The following is a 23,172-nucleotide window of genomic DNA, read 5'->3' as shown; positions in this document are numbered from 1 at the left end:
AGTCCTGTCTGCATCGACTGTGCTGGTGCCCGATTATGTCGGTAGCTTCTCCAGCGTGCATGCCAAAGATGGCGGCAGCGGTGGTGGCGGCAGCGGAGGAGGCGGAGGAGGCAACGGAGGCGGTGGCGGTGGCGGTCACGGTGGTGGCGGCGGCGGTGGCTCCGGAGGCGGCGGTCATGGTGGTGACGGCGGAGGCGGCCACGGTGGCGGCGGTGGTGGTAACAGTGGTGGTCACGGTGGCGGCAGTGGCTCCGGAGGCGGTGGTCACGGTGGTAATGGCGGAGGCGGTAACGCTGGCGGTGGCCATGGCGATGGTGGCGGTGACGGTGGCGCAGGACATGGTGGCATGGGCCGCGGCGATGCTGACCATGGTGGTGTTGCCGGAAACGCAGGCCAAGGCAATGCCCGTGGCGATAAGGCCGATAAAGCCGATAAAGCCGATAAGGCTGATAGGGCTGATAAGGCCGACAGAGCCGATAGAGCCGATAGAGCCGATAGAGCCGATAAGGCTAATAGGGCTGACAACAATGCCGCAGATGCAGCCAGGGACGCTGCCAAAAATGACGCAGATGCAGCCAGAGACGCTGCCAGAGCTGATGCAGACGCAGCCCGGGATGCTGCGAAAGCGGATGCAGATGCAACCCGAGATGCCGCCAGAGCTGCGGCGGATGCTGCCCGTGACGCTGCAAAAGCTGCAGGTGTAGCGGGTGCAGATGCAACCAGAGATGCTGCCAGGGCCGCCGCAGATGCCGCCAGGGACGCTGCCAAGGCAGACGCGGATGCTACCAGAGATGCAGCCCGGGCTGCTGCAGATGCTGCCAGGAACGACGCCAAGGCTGATGCGAACGCGGCCAGAGAGGCGGCCAAGGCCCAGAAGAGGGACGCCAGAGAGGATGTGGCGGATGCCCCTGACGCTCCAGACGCCCCGGATGCTCCGGATGCCCCAGACGCGCCGGATGTCGACGTGGTTGAGGTACAGAACTAGGCCTGCACGCTACACATGGCAGGCATACCCGTAGAAAACGTCCCGGGAATTTGAAGGACGTATCGAAAAAAAAGTCGCAAACCCTGCAGGGTTTGCGACTTTTTTTGGTTGTTCACGTAATGGCGGGGAACACCGATACCTGTAGGAGCGAGCTTGCTCGCGATGGAGGTCAACGATGATGCGGGGAGCCTGACACCCCGCGGTGCTCTCAGGTTTTTCGTCGGAACGCCGCCCGGAGCAAGCTCGCTCCTACAGATATTTCGTTATTTGTGTGCCCCGGGACTCCGTGAAGTCCCTTTTTTGCCATCGTGTTGCGCGGTCGCGCTACACCGATCAGCCGTTGCTGCGATTGGTCGCCTTGGCCTTGCTTTGAGCGACAGCGGCTTCAGCCTTCTGCTTCTGCGCAACCTGGAAGGCTTCCATCGAGACCTTGCGGGCCGACTCCATGCGATTGAATGTCTTGTCACCACCACCGGTGGCCATCGCCAGAGAAGAAGCGGTCAGAGCGGCGATTACGAAGAGAGCTTTCATGGATTTCATTTGGATATCCTCAAGTGAGAAAAGTGAGATGGGTAAATAGTTAAAAACGGAATTCATTGGCAAAGGCTGAACGGGCTTGTTCAACCTGACTTCACCAGCCAGCCAGAGCAGCGTTTCCGGTTCCCCAGGTGCGTTGCTCCATACGGCCTTCAGCGTTTTTGTTTTTCGCCCAGACGGTGAGCAGCACCATCATTCCAAAGCCACCGACGATGAGAACCGGATAGGCCGCCAGCAACTCGACCAGCGAGTATTTCCAGGCCAGCGGACGACCGACACCGAGCATGGCGGCATAAAACCAGGACACACCAGAGAGCGCGCCGGAGAACAGCGCCAGCATGCGCAGGTTGAAGGAGAGTTTGAGTATCGAACCGGCTTTCTTCAGTGCCGGCAATACAGCGCTATGCAACAGGAAACCGTTAAAGGTCAACAGCACAACGATGCCGATTTTGGCTTGCAACTTTGGATTGAGGAAATATTCCATCCCCTTGCCGGCATAATCTATTCCGACAATAGCAATGCCCGTAATCCAAAGCGCTACAAGTGCAAGCGATACGGTTTTTTGAAGGCTTTCCAGATGCGCGTCATCATGGTGACCCGACACATCCCCCTTCAGGAGTTGCTTGACCATGGCAATGTCACTGGTCAACACAAGCCCGATTGCCACGCAGCAGGCGATAAGATGGAAATATACAACGCCCAAGCGAATATATTCCGCGGCTGGCGAAGTCAGTATACCAAGTTCCATGATTACCTCTTTGTACTCTTAGTGGATCAACATGACTTCAGCACGGCTAGTTGAATTTATCCGTTGCTGACTGCAGTCAGGATCCAGCAATTTCTATTGTTTAATCTTGCGGCGTTGTGCTGCGAAGAAAAAAGCGAGTTTAGCGAATGAACTTTTTTATCATTCGGTTAGTTCCATTTTCAGGTAACAAAAAACCTCATTCGCACTGGGCGTCTATATGAGGTTTAACTTCCGCTTCTTGAGTCAGCTGAGCATCGGAGCCCGTGTGACCTGTTGCGTATTCTGAACGAAAAAAGCCGTCTCCGTTCATTTTTTGATCAATTTTGCTGACCAACGGCAGTGCCGAAACTGGTCGCATATTGCTATCACAGGAGGGCGCAGCCAGCACCATGACTGGCTTTCAGCGAGTCGGGGGGCGGATAAAAGCCCCGTCGATTTTTTCGTCTTTTTTTGCATATTCCAGGGTAAAAATCGGGGGGTATAAGCCAATCAGCCATCAAAAAAGCCCTGGTCGGGGTAAAAAACCAGTGCAATGCACTGCCATTTTTTTTCGAAAAAAGCACATTCCGGACAGTTGATTGCGTCGGCATTAACAGGGCGGTCAGCACCGACTGGGAAGTAGTGCTGACCGGCCGGTGTTTATCTCACCGAACCAGTTCGACCTCGCTCGGGCGCCACGCTTTCGTGAAGAACGACTCAAGCGGGCTGTAGAGGCGCAGGAGCATGAACCAGCCCTTGTCCGGCATGGTTTGTATCCAGTTGCCGGCTTTGGCGTCCGCGGGTCTGGAAGGGCCGAAGTAGATGGTCATGGAACCATCCGCGTTTTCGACGGCCGCCGGTGAAGGGTAGGTTTGACTGCCGGCACGGGGGTAGCGCTGTGGTGTCTGGAGCATGGAGCGCGTCTGGTTGTCGTAGACGGTGAAGGACCAGAATTTCGCCGCAGGGATCTTGGGTGGCAGGGTCACCTTATAGGTCTTTGCGCCATCGAAGGGGTTCTTGTCGGCGTCAGTGAAACCCATGAGGTACTGCGAGCCCACGTTGGGCACGCGCATGATCATGCCCGGCGAATCCATGGTGTAGCCGTAGTAGAACGCCGTGCGCGAATCAAGCGTGCGCGCGCCAGTCGGTGGCAATGGCTTGAACAGGCCTTCCTTGGTGATCAACGGCGGCGGTGTTTCAAAATTGAAACCGCCTTGCCACAGCATGTTGGCCCACATCGAGTTCGGGTAATAGGACCAGCCGGGATACTCGGCGGCCCGCCAGTTCAGCGCTCGTCCAGCGGCGTTGCCCACGGCGGCCGCGTCGCTGAGGATCTTCTTCATCCGCTCGTCCGGAGCAAAGGGCTTGCCCTTCACGATACCAATGGCCGCCAATTGCCCCATGAGTTCCGGGCTGAACGAGGTGGCGGGTTCCAGCTGTACAAGCTTGTCGAGCATCTCGAAGTAGGAAAAATCGTTGGGCGGGATGGTGTTGAAGGATTTGCCACTGCCCTCGATGAACTTCGTTGGCGGGATCGGGGGAATGGGCTCCAAGCGGATGTTGCCTTCGAGTGCCGTGGCAATGCTGGTGCCGTGGCCACCCGGTGTGTAGGGGTAGATCTTCAGTTTGTCCTTGATCAGATCAACGGCAGGTTTCGGGTCGTTGTTCTCCATAAAGGCGCGAACGGCGTAGAGCACATGGTTGGTCTTGGAGCGACCGACAAAGTAGCCGCCATCAGGAACAGGACCCTCGTAGTCGGGTGGCAGAACCAGGTATTTACCCCCTTCACCCCGATCGGGTCCGGGCGCGCCGATGTCGATGATCCAGCCAAACCACATGTCATTCAGCGTGCCGAGGGCCTTGGGTGGCACTTCAATCACCAACGGTCCTTTCGTCAGGTCGAGCGTTGCCACCGAGTAGATCGTATCGGCGTTGGCCGTGAGAAAGAGCGAGTTGGAGTCCATCAGCTCGGAGAAAATGACCACCGAGTTGTCTTCAGCGCCAATGCTGTGGAAGCCCTCGCGAATCGCATAGGCCGAGGCACCCGAAAAACTGTTCACGAAGGCATCGACACCCCGAGTGAACGCCAGTGTGTCATAGACATTCCGGGCGGTTTCGGCGCTTGGCGCGCCATCCTTGAATTCCAGCACGCCGATTCGGGTCTCGACACGGTCCGGCGTCTTGACGGCGGGTGGAGTGTCGGTGGCCGCCTGCGCCGAGGTCAGCACCGGCAACATCAGGGTAAAAAAGGACGTGAGTACGGCGATGGGTTTGAGAAGGTGCGCCATGGGTGTCTCCCGGGGGGGAAGTTTGAAGTATTGATGACTCAAACTGAGGAAGGGCATGGCGCAAGGATTTTCGAAAGCCAGGCCAACCACAGCCTGGTTCCAGATCATCGAAGGTGTGCTGAAACTGATACGCCCGGATGACCATTGACGGAAATTGCGCACAGGTGACGGAGCAGCACGGAATGCTCGATCAGTTCTTCCAGCCGACCCAAGCATAGGTGCACATTTGCCATCGCTCCAGCCAGCGGCAACTGTTGGCCGATTCTGTTGAAAAAGTCGACCATGGTTTCCGCAGCAGAAAAGTATGCGTCCGAGATTGAAATCTTTACTTTCGGCAGAGGCTTCCGGACTCAGATTTCACGTAGCGGTGTGCAAAAAAGGCGTTTTAACCAGTCAATGACCAGGCTGTTTGGGCGAACCGACTTTTTCAACAGAATCGGCCGTTTTCTGTCGGTCGACATCGGCAGCGATGGGTTGATCAGGGCTGATCGCGATAAGGACTGTTTGGAGGCTCTGCAGGCATTGCGCCTGGCACCGAGCGAACAAGGCGGACGCTCACGGGGGCCGCGATCTGACCGCAGGCAACGGCCGTACTATAATTAATGTCTGTCAATGTTTGTGTGGCGAGCGCGCCAAAACGAATCAGGTATCCATAGCGTTCACCTGACAGGCAAAGGGCAGCACAGCAAAAGGGATGGACAATACGTCTGATTACTCGAGAGAGGGTTCAGCCATGAAAATTCACTCCTTCCAGCATTACTCTCATGGTCTGGAAATGGCCGTTCACGATGCATGGATTACTGCCAAGGTGAAGTCGGCCCTGGCATTTTCCGATCCGACCCTTAGCCTGCATATCAATGTCAAAACCCATGCGGGCATAGTGGGGTTAAGTGGCCGCGTCAACACTCATAGACAGTGTGAACAGGCCATTGATCTGGCCCGTTCGGTTCATGGTGTCGCCGAAGTCGATGCCAGCGACCTGCAGACCCATGTGTTCACGCCAGGGAGTTTTCCAGAAGCGCCCAACGCCGAAGAGAACACTGAGCGCCGGCCACAATCGTCAACAAAGATGGACGACAAATGACAATGGCAACTTTGTAGGCGCCGCGCTCCCAGTCGGGAACCGGGAGCGCAGGGAAGCTGAATACCTGTGCGCCCCAGAGTGAAACGCCCATGGTTTCGTGGACATTCGCGACTGGCTGCTCAGGCCGTTTTCCGCCTGTCATCCAAGGGTCTGCATCAGGCTGCGTAATTGGAGAATCGCCTGCGCAATCGGGGAGGTTGGCAGGCGGCGCAATCGCTAGTTTAGGGCCCATCCAACCACAAGACCTCGCTATAGGAAGGCTTATGCATTACGGGCTTGCCATCTCGCACTGTTCGCCCTGCGCTTTTGAGTTGACTAAGGGAAACCTTTAGCCGGGTTGAAGTTTTCCCCCCAACGGATGCTGTTCATCTCGATATCGGCGCGGCGCCTACTGACTTACCTTGGGTAGGCAAGAGGCGTGTCGTCTTGGCTGGCTGTTGCATTGAGCCCGCCTGGCGTTTTACCCCATAACAACAATAGGCCTGACAATGCTCGAACCCATCGTTCTTTATATCCCTGATGCAATTCGCCTTCCTGCGCAAGAAGGCTCGGTGTTCGGCTGCCGGCATTTTTAACTTTTAGTTCGAATCTGCTCCTATAAATACAGTGCCCAGCACATACAGATGTGGAGAAGTTAGATGCTTCAGGTAAAACAATCTTGCCGTGGGCTTGGTGTTGCCGGCGTGTTGGGAATGATCTGTTCGCCATTGGCAGCCTATGCCGATGTTGTCGATGATAGTCACTTGAAAGTGGATACGCGTAACTTCTATTTGCACCGTAATTACACCAATAACAATGCGCCGGTTTCTGAAGTGCATAGTTGGTCTCAGGGTTTCGATGCACAGTTTACGTCCGGTTACACCGACACGGCTCTGGCGATCGGCCTTGATGTGGATGCGCAATACGCCGTGCGCCTGGATTCATCGGGCAACGACGGTTCGCTGCCTTTCAGCGTCAGTGACCAGCAGACGGCGGATGACTACAGTCGCGCCGGTGCAACCTTCAAGATGCGCTACAGCAAGACCGAGTTGAAGGTCGGTGACCTTCGCCCTCAATTGCCGGTGGCGTACGATGACACCAGTCGGCAACTGGATACGATCTATCAAGGGGCGGTGGTCGAGTCCAGGGAAGTCGATGGATTGACGATGACCGGTGGCCGGTTCTGGTCTGCCGTGACGCGGGAATCTTCCAACCACGAGAAGCTGTACAAGTTTGGCTCCACCGATAATCTCGACAGTGACGGCCTGGACTTTGGCGGCGCCACTTACGACATTACCAAGACCCTGCAAGCCAGTTATTTCTATGGCGTGTTGCATGATATTTATCAGCAGCACTATTTCGGCCTGATGCATATGGCTGACTTGGGTAATGGCTACAAACTCAAGACCGACTTGCGCTACTTCAATAACAATGAAGATGGTAGTGCCTTGAACGGTGAGATCGACAACCGTTCCTACGGTGGCTTGTTCACCTTGCTCAAAGGCGCCCACATGTTTGGCCTCAGTTACCAGCGCATGCTCGGTGACAGCGTGTTCCCGACGATGAACGGGTTTATCCCGCAACCTTATCTGGTGCACTGGTCGTCCCTGGGGTTTGTCCGCCCGGATGAAAAGTCCTGGGGCGCGCGCTACAGCTATGACTTTGCCGGGATGGGCATGCCGGGGCTGAAGCTCTACACCCGCTACATCAAGGGAACCCACTGGGACCGTGGCGCCAACCTGAGCGACAACCAGGAAAGCGAACGCTTCCTGGGGCTCAGCTACGTGGTGCAGAGCGGGGCGCTGCAAGGCCTGGGGCTGGACCTGCGCAACATCGACGTGAAACAGAAGTACGGCTACGACTACAACGAATTCCGTTTCGCCACGACCTACACCTGGAAGTTCTGGTAAGCCCGGTCCATCCGGGGTTTGACCCCATAACAATAAGAGGCCTGACCATGTTCGAACCCTTTGTCCTTTACATCTGCCCCGCAACTTCCCAGTCGGTGTCCTGTGCACCGTCACCCGGCGCGCTGCGCCCATGAGTGGATTCCAAGAGGAGCAAACACGAGTGAATATCCAGGTCGATAACGCGGTCCTGCAACAGCAGAAGCAGAAAACCTACATTTACGAGTGGTACGTGGTCGGCCTGTGCATGATCGCCTACATCTTTTCATTTGTGGATCGGCAGATCCTGGCGCTGATGATCGAGCCGATCAAAGCCGATCTGCAGATCAGCGACACTCAGTTCAGCTTGCTGCACGGGCTGGCCTTTTCGTTGTTCTACGCGTTCATGGGCATGCCCATCGCCTACCTGGCGGATCGCTTCTCCCGGCCGAAGATCATCGCCGTCGGCGTGGTGTTCTGGAGCCTGGCGACGGCTGCCTGCGGCATGAGCAAGAACTTCCTGCACATGTTCCTCGCCCGCATTGGCGTCGGTGTCGGCGAAGCGGCCCTGTCGCCCTCGGCCTACTCGATGTTCAGCGACATGTTCCCCAAGGAAAAACTTGGCCGCGCCGTGGGCATCTACTCGATCGGCTCGTTCGTCGGTGGTGGCCTGGCCTTCCTGGTGGGTGGCTATGTGATCGCGATGCTCAAGGACATGAACACCATCGAAGTCGCCGTTCTCGGTGCGATGAAGGCCTGGCAACTGGCGTTCTTCATTGTCGGCCTGCCCGGTATCGTGGTCGGCCTGTTGATCTGGCTTACCGTGCGCGACCCGGCGCGCAAGGGGCTGCAGGTCGATGCACAGGGTCAGGCCAAGAAGGTTGCGATGAGCGATGGCTTGCGTTTCCTCGGTCGCCACCGTGCCACCTTCACCTGCCATTACCTGGGCTTTTCGTTCTACGCCATGGCCCTGTTCTGCATGATGAGCTGGAGCCCGGCGCTGTACATCCGCAAGTTCGGCCTGTCGCCAATGGAGGCCGGCTACATGCTCGGCACCGTGCTGTTGGTGGCCAATACCGCAGGCGTGCTGTTCGGCGGATGGCTCACCGACTACCTGGCCAGGAAAGGTCATCAGGACGCCGCCATGCGCACCGGCGTCATCGGTGCCCTCGGCATGGCGGTGCCGGCCGTGCTGTTCCCGCAAGTCGATCAACTGTGGCTGTCGGTGACGCTGTTGGTGCCGGCGATGTTCTTCGCTTCGTTCCCGATGCCGGCGTCCACGGCGGCGATGCAGATCCTCGCGCCGAACCAGGTGCGCGCACAGGTCTCGGCGGTGTTCCTGTTGATCAGCAATCTGCTGGGCCTGGGCCTGGGCACCACGCTGGTGGCGCTGTTGACCGACCGCTACTTCGGATCGCCCGCGGCGGTGGGTTCGTCGATGTCGCTGGTGATCGCCGGTGCATCGGCGTTGACGGTGCTACTGCTCTGGCGTGGCTGCCGTCGTTTTCGGGAAAGCTATGCCCGGGAGTATCCGACCCGGGCCTGATTGGTCATAGTCCACGATCGGCGCCTCGGCCTCGCTCCCTTTGAAGGGCGCGGGGCCGAGGTGCTCCAGGACAGGAGAACCCGTGATGTTGAATGATGTACACCTGCTGGAACGGCACAGCCTGCTCAGCTCGGCCGATTACCGCGAGATCAAGGACAAGGTCAGCCAATACCTGTGCCCGCACAGCTTCAACGTGCTGCGTGACGAGCCCATCCACACTCGGCTCAACGGGGTGTTTTTCGGCGATTCGGCACTGCTTGACCTGCGCTATGGCGCGCCGGTGGAAATCACCATCGGCGACATTGCCGATCAGTACCTGTTTCGCATTACCTTGCAGGGGCACTGCGAAGTGGCCCACGGGCGGCGCAGCGCGGCGATGCAGTCGGGCTACCTGAGCGTTTCCTCACCTTTCGCGCAAAGCCGCATCGTCACCGATGGCGAGTGCCGCAACCTGATCCTGCGGGTCGACCGTGATGCCCTGGAGACACAATTGCAACGCCTGCTTGGCCGCAGTCTGCGGCAGTCGGTGATCTTTGATGTCAGCGTCGACCACCTGGGCGCGGGCGTCGTCAGCCTCTATCACACCCTGGACTACATCTGCCGGCTGTACGGCAGCGGCGTGGACGGTTCGCGTCTCGCCAGCGGCTTGTCCGAATACCTGATGCAACTGCTGCTCACACAGCTGCCGCACAACTACTCGGCGGATCTGTTGATCGACTCGCGCGCGCCGCTGCCGCACCACGTGAAAAAGGCCCGTGACTACATCGAGGAACACCTCGACGAACCGATCAGCCTGACGACCTTGAGCGAACTGTGTGGCGTCTCGGTGCGCACCCTGCAAAACGGTTTCAACCAGTTCCTTCAGCAGGCGCCGGTCGAGTACATCCGTGACCGGCGCCTGGCGGTGATCCACGAGTCGCTCAAGCAGGGCAGGGCCGGTGAAACCGTCACCGATATCCTGTTGCGTCATGGCATCAACAGTTTCGGGCATTTCTCCAGCGCCTATCGGCAACGCTACGGCTGTCTGCCGTCGGACACCCTGCGGCGGCAGAAGCATTGAGACTCCTGCGCAATCCGTCAGTCGGCTGCGCAATCGGAAGAGTCTGCGGCGGTGCGGCTCGATAGGATCGAGTCACTGACAAAAAGGAGTATCTGCATGAATATTACTGTGCTGGGTGGTGGTCACGGCTGTTACGCCGCTGCTGTCGAAATGGCTGAAAAGGGGCACCCGACCCGCCTGTGGCGTCGAGACTCCACCGCGCTCAAGGAGCTGCTGGCCATCGGCAGCCTGACCATCAAGGACTACAAGGGCACTCGCCAGTTGTCCGTCGGCCAGCAGGGCGACAAGCTCTCGTTCACCGACGACCTGGCCGAAGCCCTGGGTGATGCGCAACTGGTGATCATCCCGCTGCCGTCGACCTCCCACGAAGACCTGGCTAAACATGTTGCACCGCACCTGCACGACGGTCAGGTGGTGTTCTTGCCGCCAGGCACTTTCGGCAGCTTCGTGTTCGCCAAGGCCATGGCCGATGCGGGCAACCGGAGCAAGGTCGCCTTCGCTGAAACCGGTACGTTGCCGTATCTGGTACGCAAGCATGGCGCCAGCGACCTGGTGATCAGCGGTTACGCCACCCGCCTGCCAACCGGCGTATTCCCCAGCAACCTGTCCGAGCATGCTTTCGCGGTACTGCGCGAAGCCTACCCGAGCGTCGAGCCGATTGAAGACGCCCTGAGTGGTGCGCTGATGAACGCTGGCCCCATCATCCATCCGCCGCTGATCATGATGAACGCCGGTCCCCTGGAGCATTTCGAGGCCTGGGACATTCATAACGAAGGTACCCAACCGTCGATCCGCCGCGTGACCAACCAGCTCGATGCCGAGCGCATGGCCGTGCGCGAAGCACTGACCTACGGCGCTCCGCACTTCCCCCTGGCCGACCACTACAACACCACCGAAGGCGATGAGTGGATGTACGGTCGCGGTGCCCACGGCAAGCTGACCGACAGCGGCGACTGGCGCGAAGACATCGACCTGCAGAAGCACCGCTACATGCTCGAAGACACACGCCTGGGCCTGTCCTTCCTGGTGTCCGTCGGCCGCTGGGCCGGTGTGCCGACTCCGGTCGCGCAGGGTCTGCTGAGCATTGCCTCGGTTGTTGCTGCACGGGATCTCTACGCCGAAGGCCGCACCCTGGAAAACCTCGGTCTGGCCAAACTGAGTCGGGCGCAGATGACCGAACTGCTGACCAAGGGCTACAACTGATGAACGCCGCGCTGCCCCACGTCAGCGTGGTCGGCGCCGGCCGGATGGGCGAGGGCATTGCCCTGGCGTTCATCCATGCGGGCTTGCCGGTCACCCTCATCGATATAAAGGATCGCGCGGAGGATGAGCGACATGGCTACTTCGAGCGTGTGCGCAACAACATCCGCAGCGAATTGCAGATGCTGGTACGCCTTGGTGTGCTCGAGGGGGATCAGGCGGACATCGCGATAGCCCGGCTGACGGTGCAATCAAAATCCCAGGCCGCGGCGACACTGCCTCAGTGCGACCTGGTGTTCGAAGCGGTGCCGGAGGTCATCGCGGTCAAGCAGGAGACCTTCGCCTGGGTCAGCGAGCATGTCCCGGCGTCGACCATCATCGCCTCGACGACGTCGACGTTTCTCGTCACCGAGTTGAGCGAAATGGTCAGCACGCCTGCGCGCTTCGTGAACGCGCACTGGCTCAATCCCGCGTACCTGATGCCGCTGGTGGAAGTCAGCCGCAGCGAAGCGACCTGCCCTCAGGTCGTCGAACGGCTGCTGCAACTGCTCAAGCGGATCGGCAAGGTGCCCGTGGTGTGCAATCCGGTGGCTGGCTACATCGTGCCGCGCATTCAGGCATTGGTAATGAACGAAGCCGCACGGATGGTGGAGGAGGGCGTGGCCAGCGCAGAAGATATCGACACCGCCGTGCGCGTCGGTTTCGGGCTGCGCTTCTCGGTGCTGGGCCTGCTTGAATTCATCGACTGGGGCGGCGGCGACATTTTGTACTACGCCTCGCGCTACCTGAGTGGAGCGCTGTCACCGCGCTTCGAATCGCCACAGGTGATCGCCGACAACATGCAAAACGGTCGCAATGGCTTGCGAGATGGCCAGGGTTTCTACGACTACCGTGACATGGACGTGGAAGCCTACAAGCAGCAGCGTCTTGGCGATTTTGTCCGCAAGCTGCAATTGTCGGGGTTGACGCCAGCGTTCGATGGCGCCTTGAAGCAGGCCTGAGCCTGAGGGCCCGGATGCCGGGCCCTGACTACATGGGGTTGCAGCGGGGGCCTTCGCCATAGCGTAGAAATGGCGAACAGCTCGCCGCTCGCCGCCGCTTCCTGTAGCAGGCGGACTCGAACGCGAACCGATTCCTCGGGATCGTGTTCGGAGCCGTTGTGCCAGTCGGGATGGGCTTCTGGCCGTTATCTGCTTGATGCAAAAGCCAGTTATCCCAGGCACGCAGCCGGCCCGCGCGGCTATCGGTCCAGCAGAGGTGCCAGCAATGCACGCATACCGCGCCAGTGCGAACCCTCCCAGTAAACCCGTTTGCAGGCGTCGCAGCGCAGGAAGTGCGAATAGAGGGCGCCAACGCGTGGCGGCACCTGCGGCCGAGCCAGTTCCGGGCTGATCTCGTGCAGCGGCAGGTTGCAATGAAGGCACAAGCTGAATGGCCGTGCGCTACGCGCCAAATCGAGGCGCTCGTACAGTTCGCGCAGCTGCAGCGACGGTTTCAGGGCATGCACATAACAGCCATGGCTGATGATCCGTCGCTTGAGCAGTTCGCGGTCGCGGGTTAGCACGATGCGTCCTTGCTGCGCAGCGATCTCGGCGATCTGGCCATCCTCGAAGCCATTGTCATAGAGAGTGTCGAAGCCGCTCATGCGCAGCAGGCTGGCCAGCCCGCCAAGGTGCGCATCAGCGACGAAGCGCAGCACCCGTAAAGGTTGCGCACGAACCTTGAGCAGCGGGCTGATGTCCAGCGCCTCGAACTTTGGATACACCGCCAGCCGGTCACTGTCGAGGATCACCCGCTCGAAGCCCACCGACTCGCCGTTGAGCAGCACCAGCTCGACCTCGGTGTGCGGTACCCCGAGCGCCTCGATCATGTGCTTGACCGTCGCCCCTCGCGCGCATTTGCAAGTGAAGGACTGCCGCCGCCGTTCGGCCGGCAGGAAATCGTTGAGCTCCTCGTAGAAGCGAAAGGTTGCACTGGTCATGCTGAACAGTATGGCAGGGCTGCAGGATGAGCGAGTCCGGTCCGGACATTTTCTCCGGCGGGTCCCAAACTACGATCGTCATCATGTTGAAATGGATGATGCCATGGAGCTTCGATGCTGGATGTACTGCTTGAAATTGTTATCCGCGTCAGTCGATGGGCAGCGATATGCTCAATCTCGTGCCTTTGTCCGGTGCGCTGTCGATCGTGAACTCCCCACCCAGCATGCTGATGCGTTCCTTCATGCCCACCAGCCCGAACGAGTCCAGTTTTTTGCGATCCGTCATGCCTACGCCGTTGTCTTTGATCTGCAGGTAAAGCCGGCGACCCTCCCTGGAGAGTTCGATGTGCACCTGTGTCGCATGCGCGTGCCGGGCAATGTTCGACAGTGATTCCTGCACGATGCGGAACAGCGTCGTGGCGGATTTTTCATTCAGGTCGCAACGGAAGTTTTCGTCTTTGGCCGACATCGTGCAATCGATCGCGCTGCGCTGCCGGAACTCTTCAAGTTGCCACTCGATCGCGGCCTGCAATCCCAGGTCGAGTACGGGGGGCCGAAGATCATTGATGATACTGCGCACACTGCGGATGGCTGTATCGAGGTGATTCAGCGCATCGCTGGCCTTTTCGTTGAGCCTGGGGTGCATGGTACGGGTGCGCGCCTGCAGCATGGAGACATCGATTCGCAACGCCAGCAGACTTTGTCCCAGCTCGTCGTGGATGTCGCGAGCGATGCGCTTTCGCTCTTCTTCCTTGAGGTGCTCCTGATAGGAGGCCAGTTCACGCAGCTGCCGTTTCGATTGCTGCAATTCTTCGGCCTGCATCGTCAGTTTGCGCTGCAAGTAGAACAGGTCGACAAACACCTGGACCTTGGCGCGAAGCACTTCGGCCACAATCGGCGAGAAGATGTAATCCACGGCGCCGGACGTGTAACCGCGGAAACGCTCGGAATCGGTGTCGGCCTCCGCGGTGACGAAGATAATGGGTGTATGGGCCGACTTCGGGCGGCCGTGAATAAGTGCAGCGGTTTCAAAACCGTCCATCGCCGGCATTTTCACGTCGAGCAGTATGACGGCGAAGTCGCGCTGCAATAGCAGGCGCAGCGCCTCGCGTCCGGAAGTCGCCGTGGCGACATCGAGGCCCATGTCGGTAATCACTGCGGCGAGCGCGGTGAGCTTGGCGGGGTTGTCATCCACTAGCAACACCGATGCTGGCACGCCATCAGGCGGGGCAGGGTGCCGCACCTGGGCGCTCTCTTTGAATACCGGAGGTTGCTTCATCGATAGAGCCATCTGCGCATCAGTGACAGCAGCTGGTCGGTATCCACCGGCTTGCTGACGTAGTCCGAGGCGCCTGCCTCGATGCACTTTTCACGGTCACCCATCATCGCCTTGGCCGTCAGCGCAATCATGGGCAGGGCTTCAAATCGTTTGAAGGTACGGATCTGGCGCATGGTTTCAAAGCCATCCATCTCGGGCATCATGATGTCCATCAGCACGATGTCGGTATCGGGCTGCTGCTGCAGCAGTTCTATGGCGGTCCGGCCGTTTTCCGCCGTGGCCACCCGCATGTTGTTGCTCTCGAGCACGCTGGTCAGGGCAAAGATATTGCGCACGTCGTCGTCGACCACCAGGGCCTTTTTGCCCTCGAGGCTGTCCGACCCCTCATAGAGTTTTTCCAGCATCCTGCGCTGGGTCTGCGACAGCCTGTCGACGACCCGGTGTAGAAACAGTGCGGTTTCGTCGAGTATGCGCTCGGGAGACTGAACGGCCTTGATCACGCCCTTGCCCAGCAGTGTCCGGAAACGCTCGTGTTGCGGCTTGGTCAGTGTCTCTGCACCGTAGACGACGATCGGCAGTTCACGCCTGGCCTGGTCTTCCTGCAACGCCTCGAGCAGCTCGATGCCGGATGCGTCGGGCAGTTCGAGATGGATTGCCATGCAGTCGTAGCGTTTCTTTGCCAGTTTCTTCAAGGCTTCAGCGCCGCTGGCGGTCGTTTCGATCTTCAGGTCGGTGTTGCCGAGCAGATCGAGGAGGCGGGCGCGGTTCGCTTCGTCAGCGTCGATCAGCAGCAGGTTCCTGGTGTTGCGCCCTGCGAATGCGACGATGCCCACCAGCGCATGTTGAATCTCGTCGGCTGTGACTGGCTTGAGCAGATAGTCGTATGCGCCATAGCGCAGCCCGCGTGTGCGGTCGTCAGTGTTCGAGATGATCTGGACCGGAATGTGACGCGTGGCGAAATTTCCCTTCAACTGCTCGAGCAGCAACCAGCCATCGATGTCCGTCAGGCCCGGGTCCAGTGTGATTGCGGCGGGATTGAAGCGCTCGACCAGCTCCGGCGCATCCGCGCCACGGGTCGTGACGATCGCCCTGAATCCCTTCTGATGCGCGGCCTCGAGCATCAGCAGCACCTGGTCGCCGGGTTGGACCGACTCGCGGTCGTCGAGTATCTGTGCAGAAGGGCCGGACATAAGGTCGCGCCTGACCTGGCCAGGTACTGCCTCTGTTGCGGGTTCGTCCAGCGTCTGACGCTGGGCATCCTGTGTTCGCAAGGGCACGTACAGCGCAAAAGTACTGCCCTTGCCGATCTCACCGGGGATCAGCCGCAGCTCACCGCCCAGCCGGTGTGCGAGCTCGCGGCTGATCGACAGGCCGAGGCCGGTGCCGCCGTATTTTCGTGAGGTTCCGGTATCGGCTTGCTGGAACGCCTCGAAGATCAGCTTCTGCTTGCCGGCCGATACGCCGATGCCGGTGTCGGTGACCACGAAGGCGACCACCGCATCGGCGCGATTCAGTTCGCTGTGATCCACACTCCACCCGGACACAACGGGCTCGATGCTGATCTTGACGCTGCCTTGTTCAGTGAACTTGAAGGCGTTGGACAGCAGGTTCTTGACCACCTGCAGCAGGCGCTTTTCGTCGGTCCACAAGACGGGGGGCAGGGTAGGTGCCAGTTCAATCGTGAAGGTCAGGCCGCGGCTTTCGGCGACCGGCCTGAAGGTGCGTTCGATCTGGTCGTGCAGATCGGCGAACCGCGCTTCATTGAGATCCAGTGTGACCGTACCCGACTCGATCTTGGACAGGTAGAGAATCTCGTCGATCAGCTCCAGCAGGTCTTTGCCCGCGCTGCGGATGGTCTTGGCATATTCGACCTGCCTGGGGGTGAGATTGTGTTCCGCGTTGTCGCTGAGCTGGCGGGCCAGGATCAGCAAGCTGTTCAAGGGCGTTCTGAGTTCATGGGACATGCTGGAGAGGAATTCGGACTTGTACTTCGAGGTCAGCGTCAGCTGCTCCGCCTTCTCCTCCAGCGACAGTTTGGTGATTTCGACTTCACGGTTCTTGCGCTCGACTTCGGCTTTCTGCTCCGCCAGCAGGCCGGCTTTGTCCTCCAGTTCCTCGTTGGTCTGTCTCAGTTCCTCCTGTTGCCTTTGCAGTTCGTGCGCCAGCGATTGCGACTGCTTGAGCAGTTCTTCGGTCCGCATATTGGCTTCGATCGTGTTGAGCACGATACCGATCGATTCGGCGAGCTGATCAAGGAAGGTCTGATGAATGATGCTGTAGCGCGTGAACGAAGCCATTTCGACGACGGCCTTGACCTTGTTCTCGAACAGGATCGGCAACACGATGATATTCAGCGGGGCGGCAGCACCCAGACCGGATGAAATCGCGACGTAATCGGCCGGTACATCGGTCAGCAGGATGCGCCGCTTCTCGTAGGCGCATTGCCCGACCAGGCCCTCGCCGAGCCGCCACTCATCGTTCACATTGATGTTGCCCTTGTACGCATAAGCGGACAGCAGCTTGAGTTTCGCCGGATCCGGCGGGTTCTCGTCCATCATGTAGAACACACCGTGCTGGGCGTTGATCAGCGGCGCCAGTTCAGACAGCACCATCTTGGAGACTGCCGCCAGATCGCGCTGGCCCTGCAGCAGGCGGTTGAATTTCGCCAGATTGCTCTTGAGCCAGTCCTGCTCCGCGTTTTGCCGCGTGGTTTCGCGCAGGTTGCGGATCATCTCGTTGACGTTGTCCTTGAGTTCCGCCACTTCACCCTTGGCTTCCACCTCCACGTAACGGGTCAGATCGCCCTTGGTCACGGCCGTCGCCACATCGGCAATTGCACGCACCTGGTTGGTCAGGTTGGCGGCCAGACCGTTGACGTTATCCGTCAGGTCGCGCCAGGTGCCGGCAGCACCCGGCACGTTGGCCTGGCCCCCCAGCTTGCCCTCGACGCCCACTTCACGCGCCACCGAGGTCACCTGGTCGGAGAACAGCGCCAGCGTATCGGTCATACCGTTGATGGTGTCGGCCAGTTCGGCGATCTCGCCCTTGGCTTCCAGTGTCAGCTTCTTCTTCATGTCGCCGTTGGCGACGGCGGTCACCACTTTTGCGATGCCTCGCACCTGGCTGGTCAGGTTGGCTGCCATGAAGTTCACGTTTTCGGTCAGATCCCTCCAGGTGCCGGATACACCTTGCACCTGTGCCTGCCCCCCGAGCTTGCCTTCGGTGCCGACTTCGCGCGCCACCCGCGTCACTTCGGCGGCGAAGCTATTGAGCTGGTCCACCATGGTGTTGATGGTGTTCTTCAGCTCCATGATTTCGCCCTTGGCTTCCACGGTGATCTTGCGCCCCAGGTTGCCTTTGGCCACTGCCGTCGTCACGTCGGCGATGTTGCGCACCTGGTTGGTCAGGTTGGCCGCCATGCTGTTGACCGAGTCGGTCAAGTCTTTCCAGGTCCCACCGACGCCCGTCACCTTGGCCTGGCCACCGAGTTTGCCGTCCGTCCCCACCTCGCGAGCCATGCGCGTCACTTCGTCGGCAAAGGTCGAGAGCTGGTCCACCATGGTGTTGATGGTTTCCTTGAGCTGGAGAATTTCACCTTTGGCTTCGGCGGTGATCTTGCGCGACAGGTCGCCGTTGGCCACCGCCGTCGTCACGTCGGCAATGTTGCGCACCTGGGTGGTCAGGTTGGCCGCCATGCCGTTGACCGAATTGGTCAAGTCCTTCCAGGTACCGGACACGCCGGTGACTTCGGCCTGTCCGCCCAGTTTGCCTTCGGTACCGACCTCCAGCGCGACCCGTGTCACCTCCGAGGCGAAGCTGGAGAGCTGGTCGACCATCGTGTTGATGGTGTTTTTCAGTTCGAGAATCTCGCCCTTGGCTTCTACGGTAATTTTCTTGCCGAGGTCGCCACGGGCCACCGCCGTCGTCACCTGGGCGAGGTTGCGCACCTGGGTGGTCAGGTTGGCCGCCATGCCGTTGACCGATTCGGTCAGGTCGCGCCAGGTGCCCGAGACGCCGCGCACTTCCGCCTGGCCGCCCAACTTGCCTTCGGTACCGACTTCCAGCGCCACGCGGGTCACCTCCGCCGCGAAACTCGAGAGCTGGCCGACCATGGTGTTGATGGTGTTTTTCAGTTCGAGAATCTCACCCCGGGCTTCGACGGTAATCGTCTTGCCCAGATCGCCTTTGGCCACTGCCGTGGTCACGTAAGCGATGTTGCGCATCTGGGTGGTCAGGTTGGCGGCCATGTCGTTGACGGAGTCGGTCAGGTCTTTCCAGGTGCCGGATACCCCTTTGACATTGGCCTGCCCGCCGAGAATCCCCTCAGTGCCGACTTCCCGCGCCACGCGGGTGACCTCGGAAGCGAAGGAGCCCAGGCGCGTCACCATGGTGTTGACGATCTCGGCGGATTTGAGGAACTGGCCCCGCAGTTTCAGACCGTCGAGTACCGGCGGTACCTGCTGGCTCAGATTACCCTCGGCCACCGAACCGACCACGCGAATGATCTCGTTCATCGGGCTGATGAGGTCACTGGTGAGCGCATTGCTGGAGTTGACGATCTTTTGCCACGAGCCTTTCATCATCGGCAATTGGATTCGCTCGTCGACCTTGCCCTGCTTGCCGATCAGTTGCGCCACGCGTTCGAATTCGGTGGTGGTCTCGGCCGCCATGTCGATGATCTCGTTGAGCGTGTCGGCGATCTTGCCCGGCATGCCGGTCCAGTCTTCCGGCATACGCGTGGTGAAGTCACCTTTGCGCAACGATTTCAGCGCTGCCAGCAATGTCTTCATGTCCAATACTTCGATCGGTGTCGTCACTGTGGCCATGTCTGTGTCCAGTCAAAATGGATGCCGCGGGCAAGGCATTACCCCTTGCCGCAGGAGCCGGCTTCGCAGTGTTTACCCTGTCGAACACTGAGCGCTGGCTTACGAAATACTAGCAAGGTTGGCGCAATGCCCCGGATCCCGGGGGGAATTGTCATCTTGCAGTGCAATCCCGACCTGCTAACGTAGAACCCGACAGCCGATGCAATGGCTTGCTGGCCACTGGCCGCAGGGTGGGTGTGGGAATGCATGAGCACGCGCATCTGTGTCGGCGGGGCTCGCGGGTTCAACATCATCTGTACATCGAGACACGAAACGGCCAGGGCCTTGCGGGTGCGAATGGAAAAAACAGATGACTGACCACAAAATCAGAGTCTTGCTGGTGGATGATCACAGCATCGTTCGTAGCGGTGTGCGACGCATGCTGGAGACGGCCGGCGAGATCGACGTAACGGGTGAAGCCGAGACGGCACAAGACGCCATGCTCCTGGTCCGCGAGCAGGATTTCGACGTGGCGCTGGTCGATATTCAGCTTCCCGACAAGAACGGCCTCGAACTCCTCAAACTCATGCGCGCGCACAAGCCCAAGCTCGCCGTTCTGATGTTGAGCATGCATTCGGTCGAGGCCTATGCGTTACGCGCAATCAAGCACGGCGCAGCGGGATACCTCACCAAGGATATTTGCGCAGCCACCCTGGTGGCGGCCGTTCGCAAGGTGGCCTCGGGCGGCAAGCACGTCAGTCCCGAGCTGGCGGAAAAACTGGTCAATGCTATTGGCAGAGGCGACGAGGCACCCCACGAAGCGCTCTCCGACCGGGAGCTTGAAGTACTGAAGCTCCTCGCTGCAGGCGAAAGAATTGTGCGCATCGCTCAGATACTGCACTTGAGCCCGAGCACCGTCACGACGTACCGGGCACGCATCCTGGAAAAAACCGGGATGGACAGCAACGCGAAACTGGCCCGCTATGCACTTGAAAACGGCTTGTTAACCTAGAGTGGCTGCTTGTAGTGGAACCACTACAAGCTTTTGGCTGATATCTCCACAAAGAACTCCTGCTAACGTCGATAGCGGGGGCCGTCCCAATCAAGCATATTTACCCCTCGGAATATATTGGTCTGCTCAATGGAGTTGTCTTCGTCAACGAGTCAGAAAAGACTCCGGAATGGATATTCACAAGTTGAGCACTGAGTGCACGCTGCATTCATGTTGAATCAACGTTCAAACTGGAGGGCGTCATGATGATAGGTTATGGGTTATGCGCATTACTGTGGGGTGTGGTGCTGCTGGAGGAAATCCAACTCATGCCCCGTCAGGATTGGAAAGAAGAGGGTCTGAAAAAGGTTCTATTGCTGCGCCGGACCAGAACACAGACTGGCTACTTTATTGCGTTGATCGCGGGCGCCCTGTGCCTTTACAGCGAAATCCTGGTGGCACCGGTCGATCAGAGTATTTTCAATCCGGAGCTGATACTTGCCGTATGTGGTGTTCTTTGGGGGGCTTATCTTTCCGTAGTCTGCATGAAGGGGAAACGATAGAGGCCGCTGGATCTCGTTTAAACCGGCGTTAGCAGCACCGTTTCGGAACTGCTAACAGCGAGTTTTATTGGCTGAAGCCGAACTTCCTTGTTCAGCCTGGCTTCACCATCCAGCGAGGGCGGCGTTTCCTGGAGTCCTGAAGCCTTGCTCCCTACGCGCTTCGGTGTCTCTGTCTTTTGCCCAGGCAGTGAGCAGGACCATCATCCCGAAACCGCCGACGATGAGAACCGGATAGGCTGCCAGCAACTCAACCAGCGAGTATTTCCAGGCCAGCGGACGACCGACACCGAGCATGGCGGCATAGAACCAGGACACGGCGGAGAGAGCGCCGGAGAACAGCGCCAGCATGCGCAGGCTGAAGGAGAGCTTGAGTAACGAACCGGCTTTTTTCAGCGCCGGCAATACAGCGCTATGCAACAGGAAGCCGTTAAAGGTCAGCAGCACGACGATGCCGATTTTGGCTTGCAGTTTTGGATTGAGGAAATACTCCATCCCTTTACCGGCATAATCGATCCCGACAATACCAATGCCAGTAATCCAAAGCGCTACAAGTGCAAGCGATACGGTTTTTTGAAGGCTTTCCATGTGCGCGTCATCTTGGTGACCTGACGCATCCCCCTTCAGGAGTTGCTTGACCATTGCGATGTCACTGGTCAAGACCAGCCCGATTGCCACGCAACAGGCGATAAGATGAAAATAGACAACGCCCAAACGCACATATTCCACGGTGGACGAAGAAAACATACTAAGTTCCATGGTGACCTCTTTTATTCAATAGTGAATCAACTTGGCTCTTGGCACGGCTTGATTACCGTTGCTGACTGCCATTCAGATCCAGCCATTGTTATCAATTAATCCTGGGGCAACACGCCACCAAGATAATAGTGAGTTTCGCGAATGAACTTTCAGTCATTCGAATATGTCCATTTTCAGGTAACACAAAACCTCAATCGCACTGAGTGCACAGGAGGTTCAACTTCCGCTTCTTGTTAGGGGGCGGCTAGGCCCGGAACCCGATCGAGGAGTTGATCAGGCAATGCTGGTAGGGTCGGCAGGGCTTCCACCCCATTCGAGGAAACGGATCTTGTGAATCTCGCCCTCGCTGTCTTCGTAGACCAGGGTCACCGGTACGACGCCGGTCTTGTCGGATGTATCGGTGCGCTGCAATACCCGTTTCACATCGATGTCCATACCGTAGTGGTATTCGACGGCTGAGACATGTGCACCGGGGTCTTGCAGATTGTTCTGGTCAAAGACACTGGGTGCGAGACTGGAAATCACGGCACTGACTATCGTGGCCATGCTCATAAGGCTGTACCTCCACTGAAGTTCACTTGACAAGGACTTAATGTGACACGTCATGAAAGTGAAGTTCACTTCACCGCGACGAACGCGCCCGTCAGAAAAGCCTGTAGTGGCTGCAAACTCCCTGCAATTCCCCGCGCTTGACGCCTCTCGACCATTCGTCCTAAAACCCCTGAATTTGTTGGTTAAAGTCCGTTTTTCAGGGAGGTCATAACATGTCATGACGGATTTTTATGCAGGGTGAATCAGTGCCTTCAAGCCAGTCGACCGAGTCCTTCGTGACAGGCAGCAATCGGCTATGGATTCGACCGGCGCTCACCACACTCGAGCCCGGCGGTTGATGGGGCGTCCGTCTGGCGCGCGGGCTGCAGCCATTAATTCCATTGGTTATGGAGGTGAGCAGCATTCGTTCTATTGAGCGCGGCATTGGTGGCTAATCTACGGAAGTTGAGGGGACAACCTTCAGGGCGGTGCAGCCATATGGACGAAAATCCGATCGAAACCGATTACCTGGTCATCGGTGCTGGCGCGACGGCCATGGCCTTCGTCGATACGCTACTCAAGGAAACGAATGCACGCATCGTGATGGTGGACCGACACGAACGAGCTGGCGGGCACTGGAATGATGCCTACCCCTTTGTACGGTTGCACCAGCCCTCGGCCTTCTATGGCGTCAACTCAAGGGAACTGGGTAGCGGAACGAAAGATACGACGGCACTGAACGAGGGCTTGTATGAGCTGGCCTCCGGCGCGGAGGTGGTGAGCTACTTCGATCAGGTGATGAATCAGCAGTTTCTGCCATCAGGTCGAGTCCGTTACTTCCCCATGTGCAACTACACCGGCGACCGCATTGACGACCACCGGTTTACCTCGCTCGTCAGCGGTGCAGACCATCAGGTGCGGGTGCACAAAAAGGTGGTGGACGCCACCCATGCCCAGACAGCAGTGCCCTCGAC

At 58.8% G+C, this 23,172-nt stretch carries 18 protein-coding genes and 1 pseudogene; 10 read left to right on the top strand and 9 right to left on the bottom strand.

The window, feature by feature from the left end; translation table 11 throughout:
* Positions 1 to 35 precede the first annotated feature (35 nt).
* Positions 36 to 704, top strand: a complete 669-nt coding sequence (locus BSF40_RS33165; protein ID WP_172435748.1) for a hypothetical protein — start codon at positions 36 to 38, stop codon at positions 702 to 704.
* Between the two features lie 614 nt (positions 705 to 1,318).
* On the opposite strand, the gene BSF40_RS24320 is transcribed toward BSF40_RS33165, so the two are convergent.
* From BSF40_RS24320 to BSF40_RS24310, 3 genes are all read right to left on the bottom strand, one after another.
* Positions 1,319 to 1,525: a co-regulatory protein PtrA N-terminal domain-containing protein gene (locus tag BSF40_RS24320; protein WP_095967122.1), complete on the bottom strand. Its 207-nt coding sequence runs from the start codon at positions 1,523 to 1,525 to the stop codon at positions 1,319 to 1,321.
* Positions 1,526 to 1,616: 91 nt separating this feature from the next.
* Entirely contained in the window at positions 1,617 to 2,270 is a 654-nt protein-coding gene (locus BSF40_RS24315; RefSeq protein ID WP_095967121.1) for a hypothetical protein, read from the bottom strand.
* 644 nt (positions 2,271 to 2,914) lie between these two features.
* Positions 2,915 to 4,537 (bottom strand): DUF1254 domain-containing protein, encoded by a 1,623-nt coding sequence (locus tag BSF40_RS24310; RefSeq protein ID WP_095967120.1) that lies wholly within the window; start codon positions 4,535 to 4,537, stop codon positions 2,915 to 2,917.
* Between the two features lie 733 nt (positions 4,538 to 5,270).
* Here BSF40_RS24310 and BSF40_RS24300 point away from each other — a divergent pair.
* From BSF40_RS24300 to BSF40_RS24275, 6 genes are all read left to right on the top strand, one after another.
* Positions 5,271 to 5,621 carry a BON domain-containing protein gene (locus tag BSF40_RS24300; RefSeq protein WP_095967118.1) on the top strand — a complete coding sequence of 117 codons (351 nt, stop codon included), beginning with the start codon at positions 5,271 to 5,273 and terminating at the stop codon, positions 5,619 to 5,621.
* A gap of 638 nt (positions 5,622 to 6,259) precedes the next feature.
* On the top strand, positions 6,260 to 7,510 hold the full coding sequence (locus BSF40_RS24295) for an OprD family outer membrane porin (RefSeq protein ID WP_095967117.1): 1,251 nt from the start codon (positions 6,260 to 6,262) through the stop codon (positions 7,508 to 7,510).
* Positions 7,511 to 7,670: 160 nt separating this feature from the next.
* The gene (locus BSF40_RS24290) at positions 7,671 to 9,032 is read left to right on the top strand and encodes an MFS transporter (RefSeq protein WP_095967116.1); all 1,362 of its coding nucleotides are present in this window, start codon (positions 7,671 to 7,673) and stop codon (positions 9,030 to 9,032) included.
* A gap of 85 nt (positions 9,033 to 9,117) precedes the next feature.
* On the top strand, positions 9,118 to 10,092 hold the full coding sequence (locus tag BSF40_RS24285) for an AraC family transcriptional regulator (RefSeq protein WP_095967115.1): 975 nt from the start codon (positions 9,118 to 9,120) through the stop codon (positions 10,090 to 10,092).
* Positions 10,093 to 10,188: 96 nt separating this feature from the next.
* A complete protein-coding gene (locus tag BSF40_RS24280) occupies positions 10,189 to 11,295 on the top strand; it encodes an NAD/NADP-dependent octopine/nopaline dehydrogenase family protein (protein WP_095967114.1) in 1,107 nt (368 codons plus the stop codon).
* Positions 11,295 to 12,293 (top strand): 3-hydroxybutyryl-CoA dehydrogenase, encoded by a 999-nt coding sequence (locus BSF40_RS24275; RefSeq protein WP_095967113.1) that lies wholly within the window; start codon positions 11,295 to 11,297, stop codon positions 12,291 to 12,293. The genes BSF40_RS24280 and BSF40_RS24275 overlap by 1 nt, the downstream gene beginning before the upstream one ends.
* A 59-nt stretch (positions 12,294 to 12,352) precedes the next feature.
* On the opposite strand, the pseudogene BSF40_RS33160 reads toward BSF40_RS24275, so the two are convergent.
* The 4 genes and pseudogenes from BSF40_RS33160 to BSF40_RS24255 all read right to left on the bottom strand — a co-directional run.
* Positions 12,353 to 12,466 (bottom strand): annotated as a pseudogene (locus BSF40_RS33160) (MBL fold metallo-hydrolase); the annotation flags it as partial.
* A gap of 66 nt (positions 12,467 to 12,532) precedes the next feature.
* On the bottom strand, positions 12,533 to 13,273 hold the full coding sequence (locus tag BSF40_RS24265; protein WP_095967112.1) for a Mut7-C RNAse domain-containing protein: 741 nt from the start codon (positions 13,271 to 13,273) through the stop codon (positions 12,533 to 12,535).
* Between the two features lie 148 nt (positions 13,274 to 13,421).
* Positions 13,422 to 14,552: a response regulator gene (locus tag BSF40_RS24260; protein ID WP_095967111.1), complete on the bottom strand. Its 1,131-nt coding sequence runs from the start codon at positions 14,550 to 14,552 to the stop codon at positions 13,422 to 13,424.
* On the bottom strand, positions 14,549 to 19,378 hold the full coding sequence (locus BSF40_RS24255) for a HAMP domain-containing protein (protein ID WP_095967110.1): 4,830 nt from the start codon (positions 19,376 to 19,378) through the stop codon (positions 14,549 to 14,551). Before BSF40_RS24255 ends, BSF40_RS24260 begins: the two co-directional genes overlap by 4 nt.
* 349 nt (positions 19,379 to 19,727) lie before the next feature.
* Between BSF40_RS24255 and BSF40_RS24250 the strand changes: the two genes are divergently transcribed.
* Positions 19,728 to 20,369 carry a response regulator transcription factor gene (locus BSF40_RS24250; RefSeq protein WP_095967109.1) on the top strand — a complete coding sequence of 214 codons (642 nt, stop codon included), beginning with the start codon at positions 19,728 to 19,730 and terminating at the stop codon, positions 20,367 to 20,369.
* 242 nt (positions 20,370 to 20,611) lie between these two features.
* Positions 20,612 to 20,911 (top strand): hypothetical protein, encoded by a 300-nt coding sequence (locus tag BSF40_RS24245; protein WP_095967108.1) that lies wholly within the window; start codon positions 20,612 to 20,614, stop codon positions 20,909 to 20,911.
* Positions 20,912 to 21,013: 102 nt separating this feature from the next.
* Here the strand turns inward: BSF40_RS24245 and BSF40_RS24240 are convergent, their stop codons facing one another.
* The gene (locus tag BSF40_RS24240) at positions 21,014 to 21,667 is read right to left on the bottom strand and encodes a hypothetical protein (protein ID WP_095967107.1); all 654 of its coding nucleotides are present in this window, start codon (positions 21,665 to 21,667) and stop codon (positions 21,014 to 21,016) included.
* Positions 21,668 to 21,940: 273 nt separating this feature from the next.
* Positions 21,941 to 22,219: a DUF2790 domain-containing protein gene (locus BSF40_RS24235; protein WP_095967106.1), complete on the bottom strand. Its 279-nt coding sequence runs from the start codon at positions 22,217 to 22,219 to the stop codon at positions 21,941 to 21,943.
* A gap of 477 nt (positions 22,220 to 22,696) precedes the next feature.
* Between BSF40_RS24235 and BSF40_RS24230 the strand changes: the two genes are divergently transcribed.
* Positions 22,697 to 23,172: NAD(P)-binding protein (locus BSF40_RS24230; RefSeq protein ID WP_141249791.1), on the top strand; the 476-nt coding region annotated here is incomplete at its 3' end.

This window comes from Pseudomonas sp. ACN5 (assembly GCF_002303975.1).
GTDB classification, from domain to species: domain Bacteria; phylum Pseudomonadota; class Gammaproteobacteria; order Pseudomonadales; family Pseudomonadaceae; genus Aquipseudomonas; species Aquipseudomonas laurylsulfatiphila.
The sequence above is the reverse complement of the archived record's forward strand: the minus strand, read 5'-3'. Positions and strand labels throughout refer to the sequence as shown.

Bases quoted from the DNA above. Each gene is read 5' to 3' on its own strand.
- BSF40_RS33165 (WP_172435748.1), top strand. From the start codon at position 36: ATGTCGGTAGCTTCTCCAGCGTGCATGCCAAAGATGGCGGCAGCGGTG.
- BSF40_RS24320 (WP_095967122.1), bottom strand. From the start codon at position 1,525: ATGAAATCCATGAAAGCTCTCTTCGTAATCGCCGCTCTGACCGCTTCT.
- BSF40_RS24315 (WP_095967121.1), bottom strand. From the start codon at position 2,270: ATGGAACTTGGTATACTGACTTCGCCAGCCGCGGAATATATTCGCTTG.
- BSF40_RS24310 (WP_095967120.1), bottom strand. From the start codon at position 4,537: ATGGCGCACCTTCTCAAACCCATCGCCGTACTCACGTCCTTTTTTACC.
- BSF40_RS24300 (WP_095967118.1), top strand. From the start codon at position 5,271: ATGAAAATTCACTCCTTCCAGCATTACTCTCATGGTCTGGAAATGGCC.
- BSF40_RS24295 (WP_095967117.1), top strand. From the start codon at position 6,260: ATGCTTCAGGTAAAACAATCTTGCCGTGGGCTTGGTGTTGCCGGCGTG.
- BSF40_RS24285 (WP_095967115.1), top strand. From the start codon at position 9,118: ATGTTGAATGATGTACACCTGCTGGAACGGCACAGCCTGCTCAGCTCG.
- BSF40_RS24280 (WP_095967114.1), top strand. From the start codon at position 10,189: ATGAATATTACTGTGCTGGGTGGTGGTCACGGCTGTTACGCCGCTGCT.
- BSF40_RS24275 (WP_095967113.1), top strand. From the start codon at position 11,295: ATGAACGCCGCGCTGCCCCACGTCAGCGTGGTCGGCGCCGGCCGGATG.
- BSF40_RS24265 (WP_095967112.1), bottom strand. From the start codon at position 13,273: ATGACCAGTGCAACCTTTCGCTTCTACGAGGAGCTCAACGATTTCCTG.
- BSF40_RS24260 (WP_095967111.1), bottom strand. From the start codon at position 14,552: ATGAAGCAACCTCCGGTATTCAAAGAGAGCGCCCAGGTGCGGCACCCT.
- BSF40_RS24255 (WP_095967110.1), bottom strand. From the start codon at position 19,378: ATGGCCACAGTGACGACACCGATCGAAGTATTGGACATGAAGACATTG.
- BSF40_RS24250 (WP_095967109.1), top strand. From the start codon at position 19,728: ATGACTGACCACAAAATCAGAGTCTTGCTGGTGGATGATCACAGCATC.
- BSF40_RS24245 (WP_095967108.1), top strand. From the start codon at position 20,612: ATGATGATAGGTTATGGGTTATGCGCATTACTGTGGGGTGTGGTGCTG.
- BSF40_RS24240 (WP_095967107.1), bottom strand. From the start codon at position 21,667: ATGGAACTTAGTATGTTTTCTTCGTCCACCGTGGAATATGTGCGTTTG.
- BSF40_RS24235 (WP_095967106.1), bottom strand. From the start codon at position 22,219: ATGAGCATGGCCACGATAGTCAGTGCCGTGATTTCCAGTCTCGCACCC.